Annotated in this window: 25 protein-coding genes and 1 tRNA gene; 14 read left to right on the forward strand and 12 right to left on the reverse strand. The window is 60.6% G+C overall.

All coding sequences use genetic code 11. From position 1 onward, the window contains the following. Positions 1-54: 54 nt before the first annotated feature. Positions 55-486, reverse strand: coding sequence for a Fur family transcriptional regulator (locus CHEJ32_RS0100540; RefSeq protein ID WP_156936564.1), 432 nt, complete (start codon positions 484-486; stop codon positions 55-57). 145 nt (positions 487-631) lie between these two features. Here CHEJ32_RS0100540 and CHEJ32_RS0100545 point away from each other — a divergent pair, with 145 nt between their 5' ends. From CHEJ32_RS0100545 to CHEJ32_RS0100560, 4 genes are all read left to right on the forward strand, one after another. Next, on the forward strand, positions 632-868 hold the full coding sequence (locus tag CHEJ32_RS0100545; protein WP_028032089.1) for an Lrp/AsnC ligand binding domain-containing protein: 237 nt from the start codon (positions 632-634) through the stop codon (positions 866-868). Positions 869-931: 63 nt separating this feature from the next. Then, complete coding sequence (locus CHEJ32_RS0100550; protein ID WP_028032090.1) at positions 932-1,621, forward strand: D-lyxose/D-mannose family sugar isomerase; 690 nt, start codon at positions 932-934, stop codon at positions 1,619-1,621. Then, the gene (locus tag CHEJ32_RS0100555) at positions 1,606-2,244 is read left to right on the forward strand and encodes a nucleoside triphosphate hydrolase (RefSeq protein WP_084032629.1); all 639 of its coding nucleotides are present in this window, start codon (positions 1,606-1,608) and stop codon (positions 2,242-2,244) included. Before CHEJ32_RS0100550 ends, CHEJ32_RS0100555 begins: the two co-directional genes overlap by 16 nt. Positions 2,245-2,324: 80 nt before the next feature. Further along, complete coding sequence (locus CHEJ32_RS0100560; protein ID WP_051469281.1) at positions 2,325-2,822, forward strand: hypothetical protein; 498 nt, start codon at positions 2,325-2,327, stop codon at positions 2,820-2,822. Here CHEJ32_RS0100560 and CHEJ32_RS0100565 read toward each other — a convergent pair whose 3' ends face one another. From CHEJ32_RS0100565 to CHEJ32_RS0100575, 3 genes are all read right to left on the reverse strand, one after another. Continuing rightward, positions 2,823-3,680 (reverse strand): NlpC/P60 family protein, encoded by an 858-nt coding sequence (locus CHEJ32_RS0100565; RefSeq protein ID WP_028032093.1) that lies wholly within the window; start codon positions 3,678-3,680, stop codon positions 2,823-2,825. It lies immediately after the preceding gene. Continuing rightward, positions 3,677-4,027, reverse strand: coding sequence for a MarR family winged helix-turn-helix transcriptional regulator (locus tag CHEJ32_RS0100570; RefSeq protein WP_028032094.1), 351 nt, complete (start codon positions 4,025-4,027; stop codon positions 3,677-3,679). Before CHEJ32_RS0100570 ends, CHEJ32_RS0100565 begins: the two co-directional genes overlap by 4 nt. A 76-nt stretch (positions 4,028-4,103) precedes the next feature. After that, positions 4,104-5,471, reverse strand: a complete 1,368-nt coding sequence (locus tag CHEJ32_RS0100575) for a M17 family metallopeptidase (protein WP_028032095.1) — start codon at positions 5,469-5,471, stop codon at positions 4,104-4,106. 169 nt (positions 5,472-5,640) lie between these two features. On the opposite strand from CHEJ32_RS0100575, the gene CHEJ32_RS0100580 reads away from it, so the two are divergent. The 6 genes from CHEJ32_RS0100580 (at position 5,641) to CHEJ32_RS0100605 (ending at position 10,614) form a co-directional block, all read left to right on the forward strand. Further along, on the forward strand, positions 5,641-6,399 hold the full coding sequence (locus tag CHEJ32_RS0100580; RefSeq protein WP_245260935.1) for a tetratricopeptide repeat protein: 759 nt from the start codon (positions 5,641-5,643) through the stop codon (positions 6,397-6,399). A 149-nt stretch (positions 6,400-6,548) separates the two neighbouring features. Then, positions 6,549-7,673, forward strand: coding sequence for an extracellular solute-binding protein (locus tag CHEJ32_RS0100585; protein ID WP_028032097.1), 1,125 nt, complete (start codon positions 6,549-6,551; stop codon positions 7,671-7,673). 48 nt (positions 7,674-7,721) lie between these two features. After that, positions 7,722-8,789: an ABC transporter ATP-binding protein gene (locus CHEJ32_RS0100590; protein WP_028032098.1), complete on the forward strand. Its 1,068-nt coding sequence runs from the start codon at positions 7,722-7,724 to the stop codon at positions 8,787-8,789. Next, positions 8,782-9,663, forward strand: coding sequence for an ABC transporter permease (locus CHEJ32_RS0100595; protein WP_028032099.1), 882 nt, complete (start codon positions 8,782-8,784; stop codon positions 9,661-9,663). The genes CHEJ32_RS0100590 and CHEJ32_RS0100595 overlap by 8 nt, the downstream gene beginning before the upstream one ends. Beyond that, on the forward strand, positions 9,660-10,457 hold the full coding sequence (locus CHEJ32_RS0100600) for an ABC transporter permease (RefSeq protein WP_028032100.1): 798 nt from the start codon (positions 9,660-9,662) through the stop codon (positions 10,455-10,457). The genes CHEJ32_RS0100595 and CHEJ32_RS0100600 overlap by 4 nt, the downstream gene beginning before the upstream one ends. 72 nt (positions 10,458-10,529) lie before the next feature. Beyond that, positions 10,530-10,614: transfer RNA gene (locus CHEJ32_RS0100605), tRNA-Leu, on the forward strand. A 216-nt stretch (positions 10,615-10,830) separates the two neighbouring features. On the opposite strand, the gene CHEJ32_RS23550 is transcribed toward CHEJ32_RS0100605, so the two are convergent. Then, positions 10,831-11,460: an SH3 domain-containing protein gene (locus CHEJ32_RS23550; RefSeq protein ID WP_084032630.1), complete on the reverse strand. Its 630-nt coding sequence runs from the start codon at positions 11,458-11,460 to the stop codon at positions 10,831-10,833. Positions 11,461-11,785: 325 nt separating this feature from the next. On the opposite strand from CHEJ32_RS23550, the gene CHEJ32_RS0100615 reads away from it, so the two are divergent. After that, positions 11,786-12,094, forward strand: coding sequence for a septal ring lytic transglycosylase RlpA family protein (locus CHEJ32_RS0100615; RefSeq protein ID WP_245260936.1), 309 nt, complete (start codon positions 11,786-11,788; stop codon positions 12,092-12,094). A gap of 97 nt (positions 12,095-12,191) precedes the next feature. Here the strand turns inward: CHEJ32_RS0100615 and CHEJ32_RS0100620 are convergent, their stop codons facing one another. Together CHEJ32_RS0100620 and CHEJ32_RS0100625 are read right to left on the reverse strand one after the other, a co-directional pair. After that, complete coding sequence (locus CHEJ32_RS0100620) at positions 12,192-12,992, reverse strand: hydroxypyruvate isomerase family protein (protein WP_028032102.1); 801 nt, start codon at positions 12,990-12,992, stop codon at positions 12,192-12,194. A gap of 93 nt (positions 12,993-13,085) precedes the next feature. After that, on the reverse strand, positions 13,086-14,003 hold the full coding sequence (locus tag CHEJ32_RS0100625) for a LysR family transcriptional regulator (RefSeq protein WP_028032103.1): 918 nt from the start codon (positions 14,001-14,003) through the stop codon (positions 13,086-13,088). Between the two features lie 148 nt (positions 14,004-14,151). On the opposite strand from CHEJ32_RS0100625, the gene CHEJ32_RS0100630 reads away from it, so the two are divergent. From CHEJ32_RS0100630 to CHEJ32_RS0100640, 3 genes are all read left to right on the forward strand, one after another. Next, entirely contained in the window at positions 14,152-14,832 is a 681-nt protein-coding gene (locus CHEJ32_RS0100630) for an RraA family protein (RefSeq protein WP_028032104.1), read from the forward strand. Positions 14,833-14,951: 119 nt separating this feature from the next. Then, on the forward strand, positions 14,952-15,632 hold the full coding sequence (locus tag CHEJ32_RS0100635) for a substrate-binding domain-containing protein (protein WP_028032105.1): 681 nt from the start codon (positions 14,952-14,954) through the stop codon (positions 15,630-15,632). 68 nt (positions 15,633-15,700) lie between these two features. Next, a complete protein-coding gene (locus CHEJ32_RS0100640; protein WP_028032106.1) occupies positions 15,701-16,360 on the forward strand; it encodes an aspartate/glutamate racemase family protein in 660 nt (219 codons plus the stop codon). Positions 16,361-16,431: 71 nt separating this feature from the next. Here CHEJ32_RS0100640 and CHEJ32_RS0100645 read toward each other — a convergent pair whose 3' ends face one another. From CHEJ32_RS0100645 to CHEJ32_RS0100665, 5 genes are all read right to left on the reverse strand, one after another. Next, positions 16,432-17,289: an ABC transporter permease gene (locus CHEJ32_RS0100645; RefSeq protein WP_028032107.1), complete on the reverse strand. Its 858-nt coding sequence runs from the start codon at positions 17,287-17,289 to the stop codon at positions 16,432-16,434. Positions 17,290-17,307: 18 nt separating this feature from the next. Continuing rightward, a complete protein-coding gene (locus CHEJ32_RS0100650; RefSeq protein WP_028032108.1) occupies positions 17,308-18,231 on the reverse strand; it encodes an ABC transporter permease in 924 nt (307 codons plus the stop codon). Between the two features lie 4 nt (positions 18,232-18,235). Further along, entirely contained in the window at positions 18,236-19,903 is a 1,668-nt protein-coding gene (locus tag CHEJ32_RS23555; protein WP_084032631.1) for an ABC transporter ATP-binding protein, read from the reverse strand. Positions 19,904-19,936: 33 nt separating this feature from the next. Continuing rightward, positions 19,937-21,460 (reverse strand): ABC transporter substrate-binding protein, encoded by a 1,524-nt coding sequence (locus tag CHEJ32_RS0100660; RefSeq protein WP_028032109.1) that lies wholly within the window; start codon positions 21,458-21,460, stop codon positions 19,937-19,939. 353 nt (positions 21,461-21,813) lie between these two features. Continuing rightward, complete coding sequence (locus CHEJ32_RS0100665; RefSeq protein ID WP_028032110.1) at positions 21,814-22,257, reverse strand: hypothetical protein; 444 nt, start codon at positions 22,255-22,257, stop codon at positions 21,814-21,816. Between the last annotated feature and the right edge of the window lie 49 nt (positions 22,258-22,306).

Consider the following 22,306-nt stretch of genomic DNA (forward strand, 5'->3'; position numbering starts at 1 on the left):
CATTGTTGTGCTTGGGCGCTGCAGTCCTCGCACGTCTCGTCTAGACGCTTCGCGTCAACGGCTGCGCCGCTTCCTGCCATAGAGTTCCAACCGGTGATGGACGATGTCGTAGCCAAGAGAGCGGGCGATTTCGTCCTGCAGCGCCTCGATCTTCGTGGAATGGAACTCGATGACGTCGCCGGTATCAATATCGATCAGGTGATCGTGGTGCTGGCTGCTTGCCTGCTCGAAGCGCGCACGGCCGCCTTCGAACGCGTGGCGATGAATCGCACCCAGTTCCTCAAGGAGCTTCATCGTGCGGTAGACCGTTGACAGCGAAATGCTTGGGTCGACCTCCGATGCCCGATTGAAGATCTCCATCGCATCCGGATGGTCTTCCGTTTCGGAAAGAATGCCGAGAATCACCTGGCGGGGGCGTGTGATCCGTACCCCTGCGCGGCGCAGCTCTTCCTCATATTTTGCCTTCTTCGGCATAGTTTCACTCATGACAAAGACTATGCGCCAAATCGCCCTTCCTTGCAAAGTCGGTGCCGGGTCTTTAACACCCCCGCAAGCAACCGCCAAACCTGTTGACAGGCAGCCGCGCAAGCCCGACTTTCTCGCAAGACCCCGAAATTTTGGGAAGGACGTCATGAGAGCTGTTTTCGTTCAGCTGCGGTGTGTGCCCGGCAAGACCTATGAGGTTGCCGACGAAATCTACAAGCGCGAAATCGCGTCCGAGCTTTATTCCACAAGCGGGGAATACGACCTTCTTCTGAAGGTCTATATCGACGACGGTGTTGATGTGGGCAAATTCATCAACGAGAACGTGGCGAATGTGCCTGGTATTGTCCGCTCGCTGACCACACTCACCTTCAAGGCGTTCTAGAAGCGGTCCACAGCTCTATAGGGCGCATGGCAATCCCGCGTTCACAAGGAGGAGGAGCTTGCGATGAAACGATCGAAGGTCAACGACATCTTGCGAGAAGGCGCGGGGTTTATCCGCTCGTTTGGCTATGTCATGCCGCCTTTCGCCGATTGGACGCCGAACGAAATGAGGGCGCGCCGCGCGGAAATCGACGGCATCGTCAATGCGCGTCTCGGCTGGGATATCACCGATTACGGCGTAGGGGATTTCGCCAGGAAGGGGCTTTTCCTCTTCACGGTGCGCAATGGTGACGCTGCGGCGCTGAAGGAAGGTCGCGGCATGCTTTATGCCGAAAAGATCATGATCTCGCGCCGCGATCAAATCTCGCCCATGCATCGCCACGCGATAAAGGCGGAAGACATCATCAATCGCGGTGGCGGCAGCCTCTGCATCAAGCTCTACGCTTCGGCGCCCGATGGCAGCATCGACTACGAGGCACCTGTTTCCGTGCCCACCGACGGCATCGTCCGCCGCTTCGATGCGGGAGGCATATTGCGGCTTTCTCCCGGTGAGAGCGTGACCCTTTTGCCGGGCGTCTGGCACGAATTCTGGGGCGAAGGGTCGGACGTGCTGATCGGCGAGGTCTCCACCGTCAATGACGATCTGACCGACAACATCTTTGCCGAGCCGATCGACCGTTTCTCGAGCATCGAGGAGGACGAGGAGCCGTATCGCCTCCTCGTATCCGATTACCCGCAATGGCTCGGATCCTGAACAGCCAGGAAGACATGACGGGCAGGCTCGCGGATGAGATCGTCGCGCGTGCCGCCCGCGAGCCGCGCTTCCTGGCGGCGATCGCGGGGCCGCCGGCCTCGGGAAAGTCGACGCTTGCGGAAAGGCTGGCTGCGGAACTCATCGCGCGTGGCGAGAGCGCGGCCATCGTCCCGATGGACGGCTTCCATTACGACGATGTGGTGCTGAGGGCCCGCGGGCTGTCGCACCGCAAGGGCGCTCCGGAGACATTCGATTTTCGAGGCCTCAGAGTTCTGCTGCAACGTCTGCGGGCTCGCGAACCGGAGATCGCGATCCCGCTTTTCGACCGTTCCATGGAAGTCTCGCGCGCCGCGGCAGCAATCATCGACCGTGATGTTCGGTTCGTACTCGTGGAAGGCAATTACCTGCTCCTCGATGAGGACCCCTGGAACGGCCTTCAAGACATGTTCGACCTTTCCATCTATCTCGATTTGGGTCGCCAGGAGCTGGAAAAGAGGCTGCTCGAACGTTGGCGGTATCATGGCCGTGATGAGAAGGCGGCACGCGAGTGGATCGACACCAATGATCTTCCGAATGCGGAGCGGGTTGCAAGCTGCCGCCGCAACGCTGACATAATCCTTTGAAGGAATTCGCCCGCACGCGGTTTGGAACACTTTCATGTTCTTGCCGTTGCGGTCAAAGCTGTTCGTCGCAAGGAGGAAGGATGCTTCGCGCGGATATCCATCGGCCCGTTTTGCTGGGCTCAGCCGAAAGAGCGCTGTTTCTCGCGGCGGCGCTTGCGTTCGTCCTTCCGCCCTTGTCGCAGCCGCCGCTCGCTCAGGGCTTGCAAAGCCAGGAATCCATTGACGCCATTGTCGGTTCCGATGTGAAGACCGAGGAAACCACCAAGAACGCGCAGGTCGAGCGTATTCTCGCTGCCATCGAGATGACGCAGGACAGCGCCGAGCGCGTGCGCAAGGCGTTTACGGTCAATGCGCTCGAAATCGTTTTCCTTCCCGATCTGGGGAAGGGAAGCGGAGCGATTGAAAAGGCCATTGAAGAGCACGAGGAAGACATCGAGGCTCTCCGCGATTCCATCGAGGGCAGCGCCATGTTCTATCACGCGATCGATTCGCGGGAGATCCTGCTGCAGGATGTGGTGGCCGTGGAATTCAGTTCGGACGATAGCGCGACGATCTTCGTTACGGGCGACGAGCGCTGACTAGAGTTCGGGCCTGCGGAAGCCGGTCGGCTTTCCGTAAAGCGGCTCGATTCGGCTGATCGCCTCTGCAAGTGGCTCCTGGGAAACGGTCATGGTGTAGCCATTCGCGTGGAGGATGGTTTCGGTATCCGTCATTATGGCCACGTGCCCACGCCAGAACACCAGGTCACCGCGTTTCAGACCGTCCTCCGGATTGAGGGGAGAGCCGATGCGCTCCGCCTGCATATCTGTGTCGCGCGGTGTCTTGTGGCCGGCCATGAACATAGAAAGCTGAACCAGCCCGGAGCAATCGATCCCGAATCCGCTCGCCCCACCCCAGAGATAGGGCGTGTTCAGGAATTTCTCGGCCACCGAGACATAATCCGCCGTCACTTCCCCGATCGGCCGGAGGTGCTTTGCGATCACGGCTCCGCCCGATGCCAGGAGCGCGTAGCGCGTTCCGCGCTTTTCCACCTCGCCGTCGACTGAAAAGCGTGCCCCCATGCTGTGGGCTGCGTGCGGTGGGGTCTTTAGCTCCGGCTCGGGATAGACGAAGCTGCGCGGGACGGCCAGCACATGCGTGGGCATGGGACCGATCGCGCCGAGCGCGGCTTCCGGTACATACCCGACATATCCATCCCGTTCCCCTTGAATCCAGGCCCAGCTGTCCCTCCTTTCGAAGACGAGCACATCATCGCCATGGAGGAATTGCGTGTCGATGCCCGCCGACGGATCGGGAGCAGAATGGACGTCAGCCACGGGCGCAACAATGACGGCCGGAACTCCTGATACGAAACGGGAGGCTTCGACCTTTCCCTTGAGCCGCTCATCGGCGAGATCGGGGCGGAACGCATTCAGGCGGCGATCAAGCGTGTTCACAGTGGAAGTTCCTCGGCGCGGGCAACGATCACGTCTCCGAAACGCTCTACGAAGAGCGCTCCTTCGACGGTGCGGCGGATAAGGACGTTACGACGATCATGATCGTCGCGATGGCGAGACACGAGCTTCAAGGCCCCCATTGTATCGAGCGCACGTGTAATCACGGGCTTGGTCACTTTCAACCTTTCCGCCAATCCGCGCACCGTGTGCGGCGGCGGGTCGAGATAGATGGTCAGCAGGATGGCGATCTGCCGCTCGCTTAGATCCGGCATGTCGTTTCGAACTTCGGCCAGGCAGACCTGCTGCCAAAGCCTGAGCGCCTGAATGGGTCGCAACGCGATCGGCATGAAGGGGTCCGAATTCGTTTCGGTCCCGTATCATTAAGCCGTTCCCTCGCGCGGCGAAAGCTCTATCGGTAGCGTTCTATCGGTAGCGTTCCCGCAGAACCGCAAGGAGCGCCCTTATGCCCTGTGCCTCGCCGCCGACCGGGCAGGTGGGCTTCTCGGCGGGGCTCCAGGCGAAGATGTCGAAATGGGCCCATGTCTCTGCCTTCTCGACGAAGCGCTGCAGGAACAGAGCCGCCGTGACAGATCCCGCAAAGCCGTCGCTCGTGACATTGTTGATGTCGGCGATCCGCGAGCGAAGCTTTTCAGCATAGGGCTGCCAGAGCGGCATGCGCCAGAGCGGATCGGCCGTTTGCTCGGCGGCTGCGGCCAGCGCGGAAGCAAAGAGGTCGTCGCGCGTATAGAAGGGCGGCAGATCGGGTCCCAGGGCGACGCGCGCCGCCCCTGTGAGCGTTGCCATATCCACCAGAAGCTCCGGTTCCTCCTCATCGGCAAGCGCCAGAGCATCGGCCAGGATCAGCCGCCCTTCGGCATCCGTATTGCCGATCTCGACCGTGATGCCCTTGCGGCTCTTCAGAACGTCGCCAGGGCGGAAGGCATTCCCCGCGATTGAGTTTTCGACGGCGGGGATAAGCACCCGAAGCCGGATCGGCAGCTTCTCATCCATGATCATGGAGGCGAGGCCAAGCACGTTGGCCGCCCCACCCATATCTTTCTTCATGAGAAGCATGCCGCTTGCAGTCTTGATGTCGAGGCCGCCGGTATCGAAGCAGACACCCTTGCCGACGAGCGTCACCTTCGGCGCGGATTCCTCGCCCCAGCAAAGATCGATGAGCCTTGGCGCGATGGCACCTGCACGGCCCACCGCATGGATCATCGGAAAGTTTTGGGCCAGGAGATCTTCGCCCACGACCGAGGAAAAGCTTGCGCCATGCTGTTCGGCCAGTTCCCGCGCGACGCGCTCCAATGCATCCGGCCCCAGGTCGTTGGTTGGCGTATTGACCAGGTCGCGCGTAAGGAAGACGCCCTGTGCGACCCGGCGGGCCCCTTCCGCATCTGCCCCCTCGGGCGCGGCGAAACGGATAGCCGCCGTCGCCTTCGCTCCATAGGTGGTAAAGGCATAGCTCCCGAGGAGAAGCGCCAAAGCTGCAAGAGCAGGATCTTTCGGCGGCGTGGCAAAATGCCATTCGCCCTCCGGAAGCGTGCGCGCGAGCTTGCCGTAAATCAGCGGCGAAGATCCATTGCTGCCTATGCCGAAGAAGGCCCCCGCCAACGCACCATCGGGACGGGGAATCGTGAGCACGGCGCCTTCCGATCCCGAAAATCCGTTCCCGCGCGCCCAGGCGCAAGCAGCTGCATCGGCACCCGATTCTTCGATGGCTTTTCCGGCGACCAGAAAAACGGGCAGTGAAGCGGGGGCTCTATGGTCCACGAGGGTCAAGGGCATGACGGGTTCCTGGTCGGCGTCGGGATTAACATTCCATTAGGGTTAACAGATTACTTCTTGCGAGGGAAAGGCAGCGTTCGCCGGAAATCCACCACGGGGGCAGCAGATGCAAGGGGCGGTGCGGAGGGGAAGAATCGTCTCGACGGCGGTTGCCCTGGTTCTCGCTGGAATGCTGGTTGGGTGTGCCCAAACGGCCCGAAACAAGGTCAGCAACGTCACCACAGCCTCGACCGGAGCGCCCGCGCAGCAGAACGTCGCCGCCATGTCGGCGCGCGAACTCGAAGCAGCGGCCGACAGCGTCGGCAGGCTCTACATCCGGGATCCAAAAGACAAGGCCGTTGCGCTGCGTTATGCGAACATTCTCCAGATGAGCGGACGCGCGGACCAATCTCTGGCGGTGATGCGCAAGCTCGCCATCGATCATCCTAAGGACCGCGACGTGCTGGCTGCCTATGGAAAGGCTCTTGCGTCCGTTGGGGAGCTCGAGCCGGCGCTGGATGCGATCCGCCGCGCCCAGACACCCGAATATCCCGACTGGAAGCTTCTTTCCGCCGAGGGCGCCATTCTCGACCAGCTGGCAAAGCCCGAAGAAGCGCGCGCGCTCTATCGGCGGGCTCTCGACCTGCAGCCGAACGAAGCCTCTGTCCTTTCCAATCTCGGCATGTCCTATCTGCTGCAAGGGGACCTCAGGACGGCTGAGATATATATGGGCAAGGCCGCCGCTGCGCCCGGCGCGGACAGCCGGGTCCGGCAAAATCTGGCACTGGTCGTGGGCCTTCAGGGCCGCTTCGCCGAAGCGGAGGCGATCGCCCGCCGGGAACTTTCACCCGAGCAGGCGCAGGCGAATGTCGCCTATCTGCGCGCAATGCTCGCACAGCGTGATGGCTGGTCGGAGATCGCCCGGGAAGATGCCGCTAACGCGGGCTAGGGCCGCGGCCCTTCTGCTTTTCTCAAGCGGTGCTTTGCCGGCTTTCCTCCGCCTTCACGTATTTTCGTTGCCCCTCTTTCATCTCGGTGTAACATGACGGGCGTAACCGCTGCGCGCACCAAGCAACGGGTTGAAGGGGAGACTTACCAATGCAATCGATCACACGGCGTGATTTTACCAAGGGCGTGGCTTCCATCGCAGGCCTGGCGCTGGCTGCCCCCTTCATCTCGCGTAGCTACGCGCAGGGCTCTTCCGGAACGGTCAATATCTTCGCCTGGGCAGGCTACCTCAATGATGAGATGCTCGGCGCGTTCGAACAGGCAACGGGCATAAAGGCGAACTACACGCCCTACGGCACGAATGACGAACTCCTCAATCAGCTACGCGCCAACAATGGCGGCGGTTTTGACATCATATGGCCGACCGTCGACCGCGTGCCGAACTATGTCGAATTCGATCTTGTACAGCCGATCGACGAATCCAAGGTTGACGTGGCGAAATGCCTGCCGAGCGCCTGGGAGAATTCCAAGAATCTCGGCGCCGTGGTCGATGGCAAGCGCTACCAGGTGCCCACCGATTGGGGCACGGAGGCGATTGCCTTCGACAAGGATCAGGCGCCGCTCGAATACGGCACCGCCTCCTACGGCGATATCTGGAAGCCAGAGATGCAGGGCAAGGCGACGGTACGCGCCCATTCGGGACTGGTTGGTCTCGGCCTTTGGCTGGAGGCGGAAGGGAAGCTGCCGATGCCGATGGTGGATGCTTTCAAGTCCGAAGAAAACATGGTGAAGATCTATGACGTGATCCTCGCCGAGGCCATCGCCCGAAAGGCGAACATCGCCCAGTTCTGGAACAATGAGAACGAGGCGCAGGGTGCTTTCCGCGTCAATGGCTGCGCCATTGGTCAGACCTGGGATTCGACCGCCGCCGCCCTGGCCAAAGAAGGGCTCCCGGTGGGCTTCGTCGCGCCGAAAGAGGGTGCGCTCACCTGGATGGAGGGCGTGGCCATTCCCAAGGGGGCACAGAATCTCGATCAGGCCTATGCATTCATCAACTGGTTCCTGACGCCGGAAGCTGGCGCCATGTACACGAATGCCACCTCGATCAACTCGACAGCCGTTGGCGCGGAGCAGCACATCTCAGAACAAGCCAAGGCCTTCTTTGCAGCAGCCTACCCGGGCGATGCGCTCGAGAAGCTCTGGTGGTGGCCGATCCAGGAGAACTGGTTCGTTGCCAAGCGCAATGAATACCAGGATCGGTTCCTCTCGGCCTGACGCCGCAAACGAGGGCGGGAAACCGCCCTCGCCACATTTCGGGCAACGATGTCGCATTCCGTAGAGCTCCAACATGTCGGCATGGCCTTTGGCCGAACCCGTGCCGTCACCGATGTCTCCCTCACCGTTCAAGGCGGCGAGTTCTTTTCCATTCTTGGGCCTTCCGGCTGCGGCAAGACGACCATCCTTCGCATGATCGCTGGCTTCCTGCAGCCGACTGAAGGCAAGATCCTGATCGGTGGCCGCGACATGAAGGGGCTGGGGCCAGACCAGCGTCCCACCGCGATGATCTTCCAGTCCCTCGCCCTCTTTCCGCTGATGCCGGTCTGGGAAAACATCGCCTTCGGGCTCGAAGCACGCGGCGTGGCGAAGCCGGCGCGGAAGGCCAAGGCGGAAGAGCTTCTCAAACTGGTCGCGCTCGAGGGCTTTGGCGAGCGCATGCCGGGCGAACTCTCGGGCGGGCAGCGGCAGCGCGTAGCCATTGCACGCGCGCTTGCAGTGGAGCCTCAAGTCTTGCTGCTGGACGAACCGCTCTCGGCGCTCGATCTCAAGCTGAGGCAGCGTATGCGGGCTGAGCTTCGTGCGCTTCAGAAGCGGACCGGCGTCACCTTCATCTACATCACGCACGACCAGTCGGAGGCGCTCGCCATGTCCGACCGGGTGGCCGTGATGAGTGCGGGCGTCCTGCAGCAGGTGGGCTCCCCGCGCGAGCTTTACGACGATCCGGCAACCCCCTTTGTGGCGCGCTTCGTGGGCGAGACCAACGCGATTTCCGGCCGGGTTATTTCCCTTGATGGTGGTATGGCCATTGTCGAAACCGCGGAAGGTCGTTTGCGCGGCCGCATCGGCCACGGCCTTTCGCCCGGAGCTTCGGCAAAGCTCTATGTCCGGCCCGAAGCGTTGGCGCATGGTGAAGAAGGCGCGAACTGCCTGACGGCCACCATCGACCGCATCGATTTCGAGGGCGCTTTCGCCCTCGCCTATGGCAGGCTGGAAAACGGGATTGCGCTAATCGCTTCCATTCCCAGTACGGAACTCGCCAGTGCACCCGCCATAGGGGTGCCGGCAAGCTTCAGCTTCCGCGACGAAAATGCGGTGGTCCTCCCCGATGAATGAGCTTTACCGGCGCTTCGGCAGCGGAATGGGAACGCTCTTTCTGGCGCTGGTCGCCATATGGCTCGGGGGCATGGTGCTTGCGCCCAATCTGATGATGATCGATTATGCCCTGCGGCCCAATCTGCCGCCGGCCGACATCGGTGGTCCGCGCGACGTCTATTCGCTCGACAATATCCTCTATCTTGCTAATGAGAGCGTCCATCGGGCGATCTTCTTCAAGACCGTGTGGGCCAGCGCGCTTGTCGCGTTCCTCACGCTCGTGGTCTGCTATCCGCTGGCTTACTGGCTTGCCCAGAGCGCGACGCCCAACCGCAGCGCGGTGGTTCTGCTTGCGCTGACGATCCCCTTCTGGATAAACGAGGTGCTGCGCACGCTTGCCTGGTACATCCTGCTGGCCTTTCGCGGCCCTTTGAATGCGTTGCTTCTCTCGCTTGGCGTCATCGACCAGCCGGTGCGCTGGTATGGCGATGTGGGGGTGCTGGCAGGTATGGTCTACGCCTATATCCTCTTCATGCTTTTCCCGATCTACAACTCGATCGAATCACTCGACCGGTCGCAGATCGAGGCGGCTCGGGACCTCGGCGCATCCACCTGGCGCACTCACTGGCGCGTCGTCATCCCGCATGCGAAGGCGGGAATAGCGACGGGCTGTGTGTTCACCTTCATGCTGGCTGCGGGAAGCTATGTGGCGCCGGCGCTTCTTGGCGCGCCCGGTAGCCGATGGTTCACCGAGATCATCTACAACTGGTTCTTCGAGGGCGGAGATTGGAACAGGGGCGCCGCGTATGCCCTGGTGCTTCTGGTCTTGTGTCTCACCGTCGTGCTCGTCACGCTGCGGATCTTCCGCGTGAACCTGACGGACGTGGCGAAATGAACGCGGCCGACCGCATCGCTCGCGGCCTTTTCGGCTTCTATTTTGTGGCGTTCTTCGTTTATCTCTTCGCGCCGCTTGCGATCATGGTGGCTGCTACCTTTAACACGAGCCGCTTTCCTACCATCACGCCCTGGCAGGGCACCACGCTTGATTGGTTCAACCAGCTGGCAGCGGATACCGGCATGTGGCGTTCGCTCTGGACCTCGGTCATCGTCGCCTTCTTCGTCGTGGCGGTGGCGCTTCCGATCGGCACTGCGGCAGCCCTTTTGCTCACCAGCCTCCATGCGCGGGCGCGCAGCTTTCTTTACGCCGTGATGGTTTCGCCTCTGCTCACGCCCGGCGTGGTCATCGGTATTGCGACCCTGGTGCTCTGGCGTCAGCTCGGCGTCGGCGGGGGCATCTTCCTTATCGTGCTCGCGCAAGCAAGTTTCATCATCTGTTATGTCATGCTCCTGGTCGCCGCGCGCTTGCAGCGCTTCGATCGGACGCAGGAGGAGGCTGCCATCGGCCTCGGTGCCTCGAGGTTCATGATGTTCCGGCGCGTGATGCTGCCATTCCTGAAGCCCGCTTTGTTCGCGGCCGGTTTCCTCGCCATCTTGCAGTCGATCGAAAATTATAACACCACGCTTTTCGTCCGCGGCTTTGATACGCCTCTCACAGTCTATATAGCCACGAAGGTGAGAACGGGGCTGACGCCCGCGGTGAATGCTCTGGCGCTCGTCATGATTGCCGTGACGATCATCGGCGCGATCATTTATGAGATCGTCCGACGGCGATCACAGCCCGCCGGCTGATCGGCATTGATGAAAAACAAATAAAGCGCGTTGACAGCCGGCGCGCTGCCGCTTACATCGGCTGCGCACCTAGCCCAGGTGGCGGAATTGGTAGACGCGCACGGTTCAGGTCCGTGTGCCGCGAGGCGTGGAGGTTCGAGTCCTCTCCTGGGCACCAGAAATCGCTGGTTTTTCTGGTTATTTTCCTCGCATTGGTAACTGTTGGTACAGCCGGGCATAGCCCGTTTCCCGGAACCGACCGCGCCAGAATCTATTCGTTCGCCTGCTATTCGCATGCAGGCGCCTCGCATCCTTCGAGCGGATCAGCAACGGCTCTTAAAACCAGGCGGCCGCGCCGTTCTGCATGCGAACGGCGCAAGCCGTACCTATTGGCTCAGCAGCTGCCCTGTCTGGCAAGAGCCGGCGGGCAGATGACGATGCCTTCAGATCGCGGAGTGGGAATCACCCGATCACCGCCGATCATGACGCCCGGCCTCTCACCTTCTGGACGGGGCTCTACGCGCACTCTGTCACGCTCGCGATCACGCTCCCAGCGGCCCCGATCGCGATCACGCTCCCAGCGATCCCGATCACGGTCACGCGCCCACCGTCCGCGATCCCAGTCGCCGCGGCTCCAGCGGTCGCGCTCGCGGTACCAGGGCCGGTCCCGATACCAGCGGTCCCAATAGGAACCGAACTCGAACGAGATGACAGGCAGACCCAAGCGAGGCGCGTATTCGGGAACATAAACCCTGCGTTCGCGGTACATCATTTGCAAATAGGAGGCGCTGACCCAGCCGCGATAGCCGCGCCAGTTCGTATCGCACCACCTCCAGCCATTCGTGCAGCCATAGACCTCCACAGAGGCTCCACGAGGAAGTGTCATCACTCTCGGATATTGTGTGCTCGGGCCGGCACGCATGTTGACATTGCCGGTCGTGAAAGCATTGGCCGCTGCTGCCATGCTGGGCAGAGCCAGCATGGCTCCGAATGCGGCAGCTGCCATTAGAAGACGTGTACTCATCGTCAAGCTCCTATTCCGCATCCCTTCTCGTATAAAGAACATCACTGATTAAGGGACGGTTCCCTTGCCCCCGTTCCCCTCAGCGGATCGGGTCGTCTTCGACCCCAAATACACATATTGTAAATCGGTTTAATACTACAGTGAATTTGAGTTAAGAAAAATATAGAAAGCGCACCGGTACTCTCCCGCCGAGCCTATCCGATTCTATTTCCCACTATTGCCGATTCTCTGCCGCATTTCGTTTTTAAGAGATCCTTATCTCGTTTGGGGGTCGTATATGATGAAGTACTTTCTGCGCCGGCAGGGTGCCACCCTTGCCGCTGTGATGATCTTTGCTTTTGCGCCAGAAGCAGCCCAGGCTCAGTGCGGCAGTGCGTCGTGGTACGCGCTCACATCTAAAACAGCGTCAGGTGAACGGATGAACCCATCTGCGCTGACGGCTGCGCATCGCAACCTTCCGTTTGGAACCAAGGTGAAGGTGATCAATCGCCGGAACGGGAAGGCTATCGTGGTGCGCATCAATGATCGCGGACCGTTTGTCCGCGGGCGTATTCTCGATCTGTCGAAAGCCGCTGCTGCAAAGCTTGGTTTTCTTCGCTCGGGGCATACTCCCGTCTGCCTGGAAGTGAATTGACCCTCCAATAGGGCGGGCATTGTCCAGCAAAGCGGAATGGGGTCCATCGAGGCTGCTCGTATCACGAACCGTGGGACAGGACCGGCAGCCTGCTAGTCTAGCGCCTTGCTGCCGCCGCGTTGGAATAATGTCGTTCCATCCAGCCGAGACCTTCCCGAGCGGTGGTCCGAGGTATGTATTCGCAGCCTACCCAGCCCGAATATCCCTGTCGCTCAAGTTCAGCCAGGATGAATGAATAGTTGATTTCGCCGGTGCCGGGCTCATGTCGGCCAGGATTGTCGGCGATTTGGACATGGTTGATACGGTCCTTCAAGCGCGCGAAAGTGCGCGTCAGATCGCCCTGGACGATCTGCATGTGATAGAAGTCGTACTGAAGATAAAGATTGTCCTCGCCTACCTTGTCGTAGATGCGTTCGAATTCGGCCGTGGTCGTGAGGAACGTACCTGGATTGTCGATTGGATTGAGCGGCTCGACCTGCAGCTTCACCCCAATCTCCGCGAGCCGCTGCGCGGCGTATTTGAGATTGGAGACCAAAATGGCCTCCAGTTCGGCATCGCTCCGTCCCGCAGGCTTGATGCCTGCGATGCAGTTGACCTGCTTGCAGCCGAGAGCCTCTGCATATTCGATGGTCAGCGCAATCGAGGCTCGAAACTCATCCTCCCGACCCGGAAGACAGGCAATACCGCGTTCGCCGGCGGCGAAATCGCCCATTGGACAGTTGAATTGAACGAGCTTGAGGCCGAGTTCGGTTAAAGCTTCGGCCACTTTTTCCTTTGGCTCGAAGAAAGGCGAGCGGCACTCGACAGCTTCGAAACCATCTGCACGGGCGGCCGCCATGGCCTGAAGCAATGGCAGGTCTGCATACATGGTGGTCAGGTTGGCGTCGAAGCGTAGCATGTTTCGTTCCTCTCCCGAACAAATCATTCTTTCTCAATAATGAATAAGTTTCTGGCGACTTATTCTTGATGACCATAGCTATAAAGAAGCGGCTTATCCATTCCTCGGGGCATGTAATCCCAGAGCGCGCAGGGCGGACTTCAAGACCGTTGTCATGCTGGCCGCCAGCTCCGGGTCCAGATCCCGCCTTACGCCATGATAAATCGGCCGGAAAAGGCGCGGGGAGACGATCTCACGCGCAACAAGTCCCTCGAGATTTTCTGTAGCGACCGAATGCGCGCCAAGAATTGTGCATCCAATTCCCTTGAGCACGGCGCTCTGGCGCGAACGCCAGCCGTCGATCTCCAGAACTATGTCGAGCGACAGTCCGTTCTGGCGCACGGCTGTCTCGACAAAGCTGCGGAGGGGATTGCCGGAGGCGGGCAGCACGAGCCGGTTTCGGACGACTTCCCGAAGCGTGATGGTTTCATTCTCCGGTCCCTCGGCAGCAGGAGCGAGGAAATACAATTGCTCTGTCGCCAATGGCTGCTCGCCGGGCCGGTGCGTGCTGGTCAGATAAACCGCAAGATCGGTTTCGTTGCGCTCAAGCTTTTGCTCGATCTCGCGCGTGCCGCCCTCGCTGATACGGAGGATGACATCCGGGCACTCTCGCGCCATGGTTTCCAGAAGGATCGGGACCAGGTCGGCGGCAAGGGATGAGATGACCGCAATGCGTATGCGTCTGGTGGTTTTTCGCTTTCGCGTAAGCCCCTGCAGGGCCGTCTCGGCTTCATCCACCTTGTCGATGATTTCGCGTGCATATCGGCGAAGCGCGCCCCCGGCTTCGGTCAGCCTGACTCCTTCCCGGCTGCGATCGAACAGCGGCTGTCCCAAAAGCCGCTCCATTTCCGACATGTGATAACTGAGTGCTGGCTGGGCGACGTTCAGCAGACGCGCCGCGGCCGATATGGAGCCACAGTCGGCAATCGCCAGGAAATATCTGAGGCGGCGAAAATCGAGAATGCCGTTCATGCTGCTGACTATACAGAAATTCTATGGCCCTGCCTCAGGAAATTGTATTTTCAGGCTGGTTCTGTGGCCGGATACAACCACGAAAGCCGCACCTGAAGGTGCGTTTCCCGGCGCAGCTGCGCCGCAGACAAGAGTGGCAGAGAGCGAGATGGTCAGCCTCAAAATCAAGCAGCCCAGCCGGCGCGTGAGCGCCGGGATGGTCGATAAGTTCCGTGAAATTCCTGCAGCGGTGGTGGGAGACTGCATGGTCCGCATTCAGGCGGGTGGAGCGCAGCTTCGCCCGATGCACGCCGGCGGCACGGTGCTTGCGGGTCCCGCCTACACGGTCAAGACGCGCCCGGGTGACAATCTCTTCGTCCATAAGGCGATCGATCTCGCGCACCCCGGGGACATCATCGTGGTGGATGCAGGGGGGACGCTCGACAACGCCATTGTCGGTGAAATGATGCTCACCCACGCGGAAACCCGCGGCCTCGGCGGTGTCGTAATTTACGGCGCGATCCGCGACTCAGGTCATGTAAGGAACCATCCGTTTCCGGTTTACGCCACGGGGGTGACGCTTCGGGGCCCGTTCCAGAATGGGCCGGGCTACATCAACGTCCCGATCAGCATTGCCGGAATGGTGATAGAGCCGGGCGACCTGTTGCTTGGCGATGACGACGGGGTGATCTGCATTCCCTACGATCAGGTCGAGGAGCTTTATGCCGAGTCCTACAAGCGCTACCAGGGCGAGAACGCCCAGCGCGAACGCGTGCGTAACGGCACTGTCGATCGCACCTGGATCGATGACCGACTGAAGGCGGCGCCATACACGATCGAGATCGAATAGGCGAAGCAGCCAGCGAAGGCCTTGGAAAGCCCGAGTTGGTTTTCGGAATCAGGATGCGCATTCAATGGCTCTGTGTGCGTCCTTAAGGGCGCACATCGCCATGGACTAGGGAGAGCAGGATGGCGAACACGCGCTTCATGTGCGCCTTGGTGATCGTCGATGCAGTCAAGGATTTGTTGTGGCGGATTGGCCAAGCGGCGCCGGAGATCATCTGGGATCCTACGGCAGCGCTGATGAAGCGGATCGAAGCGGGCGAGCGCGCCGACGGCATCTTTGCCATCGACGGGCCGCTGGACGAGCTCGAGGCGCAAGGCCTTATCGAGGGTTCGACCCGCAGGCCGATTGTCCAGGCCGAGTTCGGAATCGCGGTGAAGCGCGGCACCGGCCTTGCCGCGCCGTCGGACGTCGCTTCCTTGAAAGCCCTGCTGCTTGGAACGCCTTCGATCGTCTATTCCCGTTCGGGTGCAAGCGGGATCTATTTCGAGAAGCTCATAGACCGGCTTGGCATCGGAGAAGAGATCCGCGCAAAGAGCCTCGTCATTCCCGCCGGATTGACGGGAGAGAAGGTTCGCGATGGAGAGGCGGTGCTGGCCATCCAGCAAATGAGCGAGCTGCGAGCCGTTGAGGGCATCGATATAGTCGGCCCGTTCCCTGCGGAAGTGCAGCAGACAACCGATTTTTCTGCCGCGGTGTTCTCGGAGGCAAAGGACCGCGCAGGAGCGGAAGCGTTCATCTCAGCCCTGACCACGCCGGCCGCGCGCGAGGCATATCTGGCGCGTGGGCTGGCGGTGCGATTCTGAGCGGACAAGCTTCCGTTGGGAATACGCCTAAAGAGCGTGTTGGCCGTGGTGGCATTGGGAGGATTTCGATGGCAGCCAAACCCAGAATCGTACTGCTTCATGCGACCCCGGTCGCGGTGGATCCCGTCAAGGCAGCCTTTGCCGAGCTCTGGCCGGAGCCGGAGCTTGTCAACCTGCTTGATGACAGTTTGAGCCCCGACCGGGCCAAGTCCGAAGACCTCACCGATGCGCTGATCGAGCGGTTCGTCGCTTTTGGGCGATATGGCTACTCGACGGGAGCCGATGCCATCCTGGTTACCTGCTCGGCATTCGGGCCCGCCATCGAGCAGATGGGGCGCGAATTGCCGATACCCGTGCTCAAGCCCAATGAGGCGATGTTCCGTGCCGCAGTCACGCAAGGGCGCAAGATCGCGATGGTGGCGACCTTTCGCCCGGCAGTGGTGACGATGGAGGCCGAATTCAAGGAATATGTATCGGAGACCGGCAGCGATGCCACTCTCACGACGATCGTCGTGGAGCCGGCGATGGCCGCTTTACGCGCAGGTGATGCTGAGACTCACAACCGCCTGATCGCCGAACATGCGCCAGAGCTCGAAGAGTTCGATACCGTAATGCTGGCGCACTTCTCCACTTCTCGGGCAACGTCCGCCCTGGCTTCGAAACTTTCTATTCCCGTTCTCTCCGCACCCGGCGCTGCGGTTGCTCGCCTGCGCGAATTGATCGCTTAGCTAAGCAAGGCGCTTGCTCCAAAGAAAAGGCCCGGCATTTGCCGGGCCTTTCTGCTGCATCTCGTCCCGTCTCAGATGCGCCCGATCACGCTACGGGCCCAGTCGCCGATAATGCTGACCGAAAGCGCGCACAAGAAGATGGCAAGCCCCGGGGCGACCGCGATCCACCAGCCGGTCAGGAGATAGCTGCGGCCGAAGCCAAGCATGTTGCCGAGGCTCGTCATCGGCGGCTGGATGCCAAGGCCAAGGAAGGAGAGGGAGGTTTCAAGCAGGATCACCTCCGGGAATGTGATGGTAGCGGTCACCAGAAGCGTACTGGCGATATTCGGCAGGACGTGCCGTAGATAGATGCGCGGCCAGGAAAAACCAAGCGTGCTCATGGCTAGGACATATCCGCGGCCGCGCGAGGCCATGGTCATGGCTCGTGCAAGGCGGGTGTAGCGCTCCCAACCGAACATCCCGAGAATGAAGATGAAGAGATAGAGATTGTTGCCGAAGATCGCCGTCAAGGTAAGCGAGATAATGATGAAGGGAACGGATACCTGCGCGTCGACGGCGGCAACCACGACCTGGTCTACCCATCCGCGCAAATGCGCGGCGAGAATGCCTATCAGGGTGCCGATCGTTGCTGAAATGATGACGGCCCCGAGCGCGATCGCAAGGCTGGTGCGCAACGACGCGACGAGACGTGCAAGCACATCGCGTCCGAGATCGTCCGTGCCCAGCGGGTGGGCCCAATCGCCGCCAAAGCCGATGGGCGGCGAAAGCCTGGCACGCAAGTCGATCGCTGTGACGTCGAGGTGCGACACCAGAGGCAGCACGATGACGAGTGAGAGGCAGGCGAGGAGCCAAAACATGGCCAGCAGAACGCCCGGCGGTACCAGCAGGAAATCCCTGCCGCCCTTGCGAACCATCGTTGCTATAGACATCCCTTTCTCTCCCTCGGCTTAGTGCGCTGGCGCCAGGGCCGTACGCGGGTCAAGCTTGGAATAGGCAAGATCGACGAGCAGGTTCGTCACGATCATGACCAGCGCGATCATCATGACGATCATCTGCACGACGGCCAGATCGCGTTGCGCCACGGATTCGACGATGAGGCGCCCCACGCCCGGCCACCCGAATACGGTTTCGACGACCGCGCTCGCCGCCACCATGGCTCCCACCAGCAGCGGCGTGATCGTCACGAGGGGAAGCATCGCGTTTGGGATGACGTGATGCCAGAAGATCTGCCATTCGCTTACCCCACGCGCACGGGCCGAGGTCACGCAGGTGAGCTTGAGCGCATCCAGGATCGCTGAGCGGACGAAACGGGTGAAGATCGCCGCCTTGGAGATGCCGATCGTCAGCACCGGCATGATCAGGTGTGCGGCGGTACCGATGCCATTGGAAGGCAGCAGCCGCAGATTGACGGAAAACAGCAGAATGAGTGCCAGGCCGAGAACGAAATTCGGGAGGGCAAAGCCCACCGTGGAGAAGGTCATCACGAAACGGTCGAGGCGCCCACCGGAATTGAGAGCTGCGACGGCGCCCACGGGAATGCCGATCGCCATCATCAGCAATGCGCTGCAGCCGACGAGTTGCAGGGTCGCGGGGAGGCGCTCCATCACCACCGAATAGGCGTCGCGGTTGCTCATCGAGGAGAAGCCGAACTCGCCGTGCAGGATGTTGCTGATATAGACGAGGTACTGGTCGAAAACGGTACCTGTGTATCCCCATTGCTGGCGGTAGGCTTCGAGCGCTGCCTTGGGCGTGTTGTCAGGGTCGAAGATCGCCGTGATCGGATCTCCGGTGGCCCGGAGCGCGACGAAAACGAGCGTGACGATCAGCCAGAGGGAAAGAAAACCGCGAAGAATTCGAAGGGCCAAAGTCATCGTATCACCCTGTCACCATTGCCGCCCCGCCGGGAAAGGCCGCGGTCATTGCAGCGCCGCGGCCCTGCTTTGAGCTGCGGATTTTGCCGGGGACGGCCTCGATCAGCATTTGCGTATAGGCATCGCGCGCGCCATCGGCGAACATCGAAACCGGAACGTCCTCAACGACGCGGCCGTGCCGCAGCACCACAACCTGGTCGGCAATCTCGAACACGACGCGGAGGTCGTGCGTAATCAGCAGGATGGCGATGCCCAGGCGGTCACGCAGGCGCTGCAGGCATTCGAGGATATGTTTCTGGATGCGTACATCAACCGCCGAGAGCGGCTCGTCGGCGATCAGCATGTCGGGCTCGAGAAGAAGTGCCCGCGCGATGACCACGCGCTGCGCTTCGCCGCCGCTCAAATAGGTCGGGCGCCGACCGAGCACATGCGCTCCCAGCCCGACATCCGCGATTGTCTTCAGGATATGTTCCTGCCGCACTGCGCGATCCCGCCATCCGTGCACTTTGAGGACCTCATGGAGCTGGTCCTCCACGCGCATCAGGGGATCGAGTGAATCCCGCGGATGCTGGAACACCATCTGCATATTGAGCTTCTTGCTGGCATCGCGTGGGGAGGAGTGAACGATGATCGCGCCGGAATCGGGCTTCTCGAGCCCCATCGCCATCTTGGCCGCCGTCGTCTTTCCCGAGCCGCTTTCGCCGATCAGCGCGACGATCTCGCCTTGGCGCACGGTGAAGGAGAGATCCTTCGCCGCGGGGATGCCGACGCCGTTCCTGCGGTCGCGCTTCGACGCGAAGAAGGTCTTGTTCACTCGGTCGAAAGTAAGGCAGACGGGCGTTGCCTTGCGGGTCTTTTCGTTACGCCCGGGCCATTCGACCGAGGAGGCTTCGAACAGCTCCTTGGAATAGGCCGCCTTGGGCGCGCGGACGATCTCGGCCGTGCGCCCCTGCTCCACGATTCTGCCAAGCTGTAGGACGGCGATGTCGGTTGCGCGATCACGCACGATGCCCAGATCGTGTGTGACGAGAAGAACCGTAAGATTGTTCTTGCGGCGCAATTCATCGATCAGGTCGAGCACTTCCGCTTGTACGCTCATGTCGAGCGCGGTGGTGGGTTCGTCGGCGATGAGGAACTTGGGCTCGCCGAGAAGGGCGAGTGCGATCATCACGCGCTGGTTCAGGCCGCCTGAAAGCTGATGCGGGTATACCCCGAGACGCGCGCCGGGCTCAGGGATGTGCACCTCGCGCAAGGCCTGAATCGCACGATTGCGCAACTCGTCGTCGTCGGCATTGGGATAGTAGATCTTCAGCGTCTCGAGGATCTGGGAGCCAATGGTGCGCACCGGATTCAGTGCCGCCAACGGATCCTGGAAGACCATGCCGACGGACTTGCGTCGGAAGTTCACCAGCTGCTTGTGATTGAGAGACCAGACGTCCTGCCCATCGATGATGATCCTGCCATCGATCTTGGGCTGGAATGGCAAGAGCCTCATCATGGAATGACATGTGAGGCTCTTGCCACTACCGCTTTCGCCGACAAGAGCGAAATAGTCCCCTCTCCGGATTTCGAACGAAACGTCTTTCACGAGCGGAACGGGCGTTGCCCCGCCTATCGCAATACCGAGATTCTCGACCCGACAAATCCGATCATCGGTTGCGTCTATCGTCATTGAGAGACCCATTACAGCAGCTGGTGAACGAAATTAGACGATCTGGGCTTTGCGGAAGTCCATGTAGACCGATGGTATCGGCTCCCATTGCACGTTGCGCCGTTTGCCGTAGAACACGCCCATCGTGTGCAGGATGATCGCCGGGGGATCTTCGTCGAAGATATCCATCATGTGATTGAACGCTTCCTTGCGTTCTGCCGGGTCGAGGCTCGCTTCCAGCACGTGTCCCCATTTGTAGAACTCTTCGTTGGACCAGACCTCGCGCTCAGACTCGTTGTAGGAGCGCCAAAGCCCAAAGAGCGGATCGGGAACGAGGATCGGATCCACGCCGTTGCGCATGCCCGTCCCCGGATATTGCATCATCTGGCCGAAGTTCTCGACGATTTGCATATCGGTTTTGACGCCGACCGCTTGCCACATTGCCACGACGATTTCCGCGGTCGCCAGCTCCGGGCCATAGGCAGCCACACGAACGCGGTAAGGTATGGCCTCGCCATTGTAGCCGGCTTCCTGAAGCAGCTTTTTCGCCTCCTCGGGATCGTAGCGATAGGCCGGCCGATTCGGATCGTACAAAGCACCAAAGGCAGGCAGCTGATGCCCGTTGGGAATGCTGACGAGCCCGGCCCATAGAGCATCGACGATCGCCTTGCGATCAATGGCCAACCCCAATGCCTTGCGGACACGCGGGTCCTTCAGCGTTTCATTGCGGGTATCGAACTTGATGACACGTATGCTCGCTACCGTGCCTCCGACGATCTCGAGTTCCGGGTCGCCCTGGATGGGTCCGAACTGATCTGGCGGCACATCGGCGATGATCCCGAAATCCCCGCTCACGAGGCCGGAAATGCGAGAGGAGAGTTCCGGGGCAAGGCGGTATGTCAGCCGGGTGATGTCGGGAGTTCCGCCCCAGTAGTCGGCAAATGCCTGCAATTCGACCGCATCAGCGGTGAAGGAGGCCACCGAGAACGGGCCCGTCCCAACCGGAGCCCGGGCAAAACCTTCGAATCCGCCTGCGGCTTCGAAGGCCGCCTTCTTGACGATCTGGCTGCCCCAGGCCGACAGGCGCAATTCCAGCGCCGGGTCATCAACCGAGGATTTAACGCGGATCGTGCGATCATCGACAGCTTCGACCGTATCGATTGCGCTCAGAAACTGCTGGGCCGTGCCGAAACCGGGGGAATTCGGATCCGTGCGGCGCTCCGGCCCAAAGCTGAAGACGACGTCTTCTGCCGTGAGGGGGGAACCATCATGAAACCGCACGCCCTCGCGCAAGGTGAGGTCGATCGTGCGTCCGTCGACCCTTTTCCAGCTTTCGGCCAGCGCCGGCTTGATGGCGCCGTCTCCTGCGTAATCGACGGTCAGCAGCGTATCGTAGATATTCTGCATGACCCGATAGCCCGGATTGGTTTGGTAAAGCAGCGGATCCAATTGCCGGGGAACTTCGTCGAGCGCCACGACCAGTGCCTTCGCTTCCTGGCCGAAGCTGATCCGCGGGGCGGCTACCAGCACGATACCCGCCCCAAGCAGTTTGAATGCGGAACGCCTGCTCACTTCCATGATCTTATCTCCCATTAGCCACGGTTGGCACCACAGCGGACACGTGACGGCCTGCGTCTGCCAGGCTTGCCCATTTATCTCCGAGAGGCATTCGCGGCCTCGATCGGGCGCCGCTCTTTTCGGCGGTCTGGCTTTGGCCCAGTCCCCATCGCGTTCTTTCAAGAACTGCGACGGATTCATGTTAGGGACGACTTTCAGTGCTCGTCCAATATTTAATGACCCCCATCTTATATATTCAGGATATAAAGACGCTGATCAAACAGCCTGTGACCAAATGATTCAATCGACCATTGGATCGCAACGTCTCTTCTGTACGAGATCGGTCGCGGCGGGGCTGGTCGCCAGGCAGAACATCAGCTTGCGAGATTGGATACAAGTTCCTTGACGAAGCCGCTGTCGGAAGTGGTCACGAACAGGTCGGCGATCGCACGGAGATCGCGCACCTTCTTATTCTCCGTCTGCTCCCGGAGCATGCCATTGGTCTCGAGCACTATGAAGGAAAGCATGGAAGCCGTGCGTTCGATGGCAAAGGGGAATGCAGCCGGCTCACCCTGCTGATGAACCACGACGACGGCATCGGGCTTGAGTCCGTTGACCGGTTCGTCCATCGGCAGTCGGCGGTCGGGATCGACCCCGCCGCTCATCACGACATTGTCTCGATGCTCCTCATTGATCTGTTCGACGATCTGACGCGCGTTCTGACCGACAGCCAGGACCTTGACCACCCTTGGTGACGAATTTCGGTAGCCCTCGATCCTTTTGCCCGGATAGCGGCGGATGACGGTCTGGGTAATCATCGACGGAACTCCTGCGTGAAGACGTCTTTGGCGTCATGGCCTTTGTTCA

It is taken from the genome of Chelativorans sp. J32, assembly GCF_000518985.1.
GTDB lineage: Bacteria > Pseudomonadota > Alphaproteobacteria > Rhizobiales > Rhizobiaceae > Chelativorans.